The 4,357-nt window shown below is 32.2% G+C and carries 4 protein-coding genes and 1 pseudogene; all 5 read right to left on the reverse strand.

The window, feature by feature from the left end:
* Positions 1-13: 13 nt before the first annotated feature.
* A complete protein-coding gene (locus JCM9152_RS20735; RefSeq protein ID WP_081728167.1) occupies positions 14-388 on the reverse strand; it encodes a Ger(x)C family spore germination C-terminal domain-containing protein in 375 nt (124 codons plus the stop codon).
* A 13-nt stretch (positions 389-401) separates the two neighbouring features.
* Positions 402-1,133: a Ger(x)C family spore germination protein gene (locus JCM9152_RS20740; protein ID WP_035347672.1), complete on the reverse strand. Its 732-nt coding sequence runs from the start codon at positions 1,131-1,133 to the stop codon at positions 402-404.
* 3 nt (positions 1,134-1,136) lie between these two features.
* Entirely contained in the window at positions 1,137-2,594 is a 1,458-nt protein-coding gene (locus JCM9152_RS20745; protein WP_022629636.1) for a spore germination protein, read from the reverse strand.
* Positions 2,575-3,666, reverse strand: a complete 1,092-nt coding sequence (locus JCM9152_RS20750) for an endospore germination permease (protein WP_022629635.1) — start codon at positions 3,664-3,666, stop codon at positions 2,575-2,577. The genes JCM9152_RS20745 and JCM9152_RS20750 overlap by 20 nt, the downstream gene beginning before the upstream one ends.
* A 505-nt stretch (positions 3,667-4,171) precedes the next feature.
* A pseudogene (locus JCM9152_RS20755) lies at positions 4,172-4,357 on the reverse strand (glutamate synthase-related protein); the annotation flags it as partial.

The following is a 4,357-nucleotide window of genomic DNA, read 5'->3' on the forward strand; positions in this document are numbered from 1 at the left end:
CCCTATTGTCCTTTTAATGTTTATAGTTTATATTTTGTTCAATGTGTATCTTTACTTCAATATGTTCTATAGATTCTTTATCAATCGAATTAATTGCACTTACATCCCACTTTTTCAGATGATATCGATATGTTTTTTCACTTATATTTAACAAATCTGCATTTATTTCTTCACTTTTCTCCATCGTCTTTAATATTTCCCTTTTAATTTTCTTTTCTAATACTTTTTTAATTTTATCTATACTAATATCTTCCTCATTTTGAATCAATACTGCATTGGCTTTTACAATTAAGTGATAGGAAGGTTTATAACCATTTACTACTTCAATTGTTTTTTTAGGTTTCTGTATGATTACACTTACTTTTTCTTCAAAGAGGGAGAGAGGGATATTAGTAGCTTTTTTAGAAAACCATTTTAAGCCAACTTAGGTCTTTTTTATTTACCCATCCTTTATATTGTTTCTGTGAAATGACAAATCCTCCGGTAACAACAGCAATATTTTTCTTTTCTTCATCCTCTGAGTAATGAGTTTTATTCATTTCTAATGAAGGTATGATCTGTGTACCAACTGGCTGGGAATAGGTCGAGATAAATTTATTATACTTTTCAATGGGAATAAAAAAGTTGTTTTCAGTTAGGGTTTTGGGATTATGGATGATTGTATATAAAGATGGGAAATTAAAAAAGCTCTCACTTGTTAAAATTTGTTTAATATCCTGTTCCGTACCAAAAAGCCATATATTGTATCTAAGTAAAGAATTTTGTCCAATAAATTCGATGACGGACTTCATTTGCTCCTTTATAAGATTTTCACTTAAAAGAATGGATTCAACAAGCCCGTAATAGAGAGGTAATGCCGACTTTTGTTCTAATTTGCTTAAAGCGGCCTGTATTGTTTTTCCTTTAGCTTCTCCAATTAAGATGGGGGAGGCTTGCTGTAGAGAAGAAGCGCCTTCTTGCTTCGCGATATTGGCAAAATTCAAGGCTTGAATATAGGCGATAAATTCTCCTTCAGCGTAATCTAGTCCTAAAGCTGTAATATAAGTTTGACTTTGTATTTCTTTTGCACCCCAGCACCCAGTCAGGAAAAAAATCTGACTGCTTATCATGATGATCAATAAAATCTTTTTCATATATTACTCCTTTTGACTATCGCTATCAATAGGTTGGTATGCTTGATTTCGCTTCTTCATAAATCGATAAGGCAACTTCAACATATTTTTAATGATATCTGCTCCATGGGGTTTGGATAAATACGACATATACGGCTGACCAAAGCTTTCTAATGAAACCACGTTTGTTAGAATGAGAAAAAAAGAAATAAAGAAGCCATATAATCCAAATAGACCTGAAAAGGCTAAAACTAGAAATCGCAGAATCACGAGATTGCCTGCCAGGGTTTGATTACTTAGGATATAACCTGATATCACTGTAACAGCAACAATGACCAAACAGGATGGAGATGTTAACCCTGCACGAATCGCAGCATCACCAATAAATAATCCGCCTAAAACAGCAACAGTTTGTCCAACAGCCTTAGGTAGGCGTACCCCGGCTTCTTTAAATAATTCAAATAAAACAAGCATAATAAAAACTTCCATAGGCGCAGATATAGGCAAGCCAATTCTAGAGGCAGATATTGTTGCGATAAGTGAATAAGGAATTTGATCAAGTTGAAAGGTTATTAACGAAATATAAAAACCAGGTAAGAAAATCGTCGTAGATATAGCCAAAAACCGCAGAACACGGACCATACTAACGTAAAAAAAACTATCATGAGCGTCTTCTGGTGAATATAATAGTTGATTTAAATTTGCGGGTCCTATTAGGCAAGTCGGATTTCCATCTACTATGATCACAAATCTTCCTTGTGTTAAGGATTGAACAGCAAAGTCTGGTCTGCCTGAATTCTCCATCAAAGGGAATAGTGAAAAGGTTTTGTCATATAGGAATTCCTCAATTTCGTAACTGCTAGCGACACTATCTACCTTTATGGAATCTAATCGCTTTTTGACATCTTCAAGAATAGAAGGATTCATAATATCATTTATATAAAGTAATAAGATTTTCGTTCTGCTTCTTTCACCAATTGTATAATCAATGCTTTTTAATGATGATGTTTTTAATCTCTGACGAATTAATGCCATATTATCCGATATATTTTCTACTAATCCATCCCTTGGCCCTCTAATTGAGGATTCCATGTTAGATTCTTCAGGACCTCGTTTTGGAAGATTTGATACGGGTAGAAAGTAAAGATCGTTTAAATGATGATTAAATATGATTAATTCACCTGAAAATAGTTTTTCCTCTGTCTCTGTTTTAACGGTATGTATATCTTTAAGCTTATTGGCCTCCAGAACATTATTTAATAATTCAAAATTTAAGTGACCGTTCTTTTCTATAACTTCATTAATAGTTGGAAAAATAACCTCATTTATAAATTTCATATCTACTAATTGAGGACAATACAAAAAATCCAAAGTATGATCTTGATAGTCCCTCGTTTTTATCACGGTATCAGAAGAACCTTCAAACCAAATTTTCAATTGTTCTATGCTGACGACTTTTTTATTAGGTTGAACTTTCTTCATGTTGATCTCCTTTTAAATGAATGATTAGTAAAAAAATCAGTAGCGTGCAAATTTGAAAAATAAGGCTAAAAGGGAAAAAATAATTTTGTAAAAAGTAAAAAAATGAGGTAGCATTCCAAGGAATGGAGGCACCAATGATTAATAGTAAATAAAGGATAGGAAGACCCCATTTTTTCCTTTTGTTTGATAAAAATAGTTTGTCTGCAATAAATAATGATAAGCTTATCCGAACAAATGCTCCAGAGAGCCATTGAAAGATTGAAAGAAAATCAAGTCGAGTAATATGCTCGCTAATTTCTAAAAGCTTCCACTGCTCATAAGCTGGATTCTTCAATTTTGTTGCTTCTTCTGGACCAAATTGTGAAATGGCTCCCACAAGTGGACCTAAGATTAAAAACACAAGGATGATCCCAACCAATATAAGCCATTTAATCTTTAATCTGTCTTTAATAAAAGACGTTAAAAACAAAAGAAAGATCATTTCAAACAAACCAGCACAGCTATACACTAAACCATGAAGAAAATCTATGTATCCATTCTCAAATATCGGAAATAACAGTTCATAATTCTTATTTTTCGAATTTCCGAAACCTACTAAAAATCCGAAAAATGACACTAATGGAAACACTAGAAAAGCAATCGTACTTATCGTTCGTATTCCTTTCACAGACGCATACAAGCAAATGAGTCCGAATAACAATACACTGACAAAATTAGGGACCTCAAAAGTATAATTAGCATTTGCCCAAAAAAAAGTATACTTAAGAGTAATAAAGGCAGAAATTAGAAAATAGGCTCCGAATACTATTGAAAATATTATAAAAACCCCGGATTGAGATAATTTTCGTTTAAGTAAAGAGAGAATATCATCATGAGTATTTAATTTTTTATAAATATGAAAAACAAGCAGAATCCAGAGGATAAATGGTATCGTACTGAAAATGACACTTAACCAGGCATCCCTGTTAGCGGTTGATAATATAGCTGGGATAATTAGAACATGTACCATGAATCCTGTAGACATAATAAATAAGATATAAATATGAACAGCTTGAATCATCTTTTGATTCATGGAAAACCACCTTAAAATCAGCTAATTATAATTACTTGCATAGTTTAGCCTTGAAGCTGAAAAAAATTCACGAGAGTGTATAAAAAATTGTTTAAATTGTTAAAGTCAACAACAAAACGAACAGGATAATTTACAAAGCTTTAAAAATGACTTAATAATTTTGTTTCAGTTGACAATGGAATAAAAAACTTTCATTAGTAGCACATTATTAATAAAATTTTAAAAGCAAAAGTTTACAACGAAAGGATTTGAAAGATTGGATTTGATTAAAAAAAGATTAACTTCTGCAGAAATAACAAATTTATGGATCTATTATATTCAGGAAACTATGGCAATTCCAATCATTAAAATGCAGATTAAAGAAATTTAACTTGGAAATTTCCGAGGATAAAACCAAAATTATTTCTTTCGGACGTTTTGCGGAGAATTATGCAAAACAAAATCTCTTTTCGGAAATTACGAAGGGCTTTGTTTAACACCATTTCAGCAAATTCAAAACCTGAACTGAATTAATCGCAGTTCCTGTCTTTTTTGCTGCTTCCGCCAAAGAAAGCCTTGCTTGTTCACTAAGTGCAATCCCATATGCCATTCCACTGATCAAAAGTGGAATTTTTATTTTCATTGTTTTTTTTGCCTTTGGACCAATGGTAACGGCAACATCTACTACTTCTTCACCATCAATTGGAAATGG

The sequence above is a fragment of the Halalkalibacter hemicellulosilyticusJCM 9152 genome, assembly GCF_000513115.1.
GTDB classification, from domain to species: domain Bacteria; phylum Bacillota; class Bacilli; order Bacillales; family Bacillaceae_D; genus Halalkalibacter; species Halalkalibacter hemicellulosilyticus.

Bases quoted from the DNA above. Each gene is read 5' to 3' on its own strand.
- JCM9152_RS20740 (WP_035347672.1), bottom strand. From the start codon at position 1,133: ATGAAAAAGATTTTATTGATCATCATGATAAGCAGTCAGATTTTTTTC.
- JCM9152_RS20745 (WP_022629636.1), bottom strand. From the start codon at position 2,594: ATGAAGAAAGTTCAACCTAATAAAAAAGTCGTCAGCATAGAACAATTG.
- JCM9152_RS20750 (WP_022629635.1), bottom strand. From the start codon at position 3,666: ATGAATCAAAAGATGATTCAAGCTGTTCATATTTATATCTTATTTATT.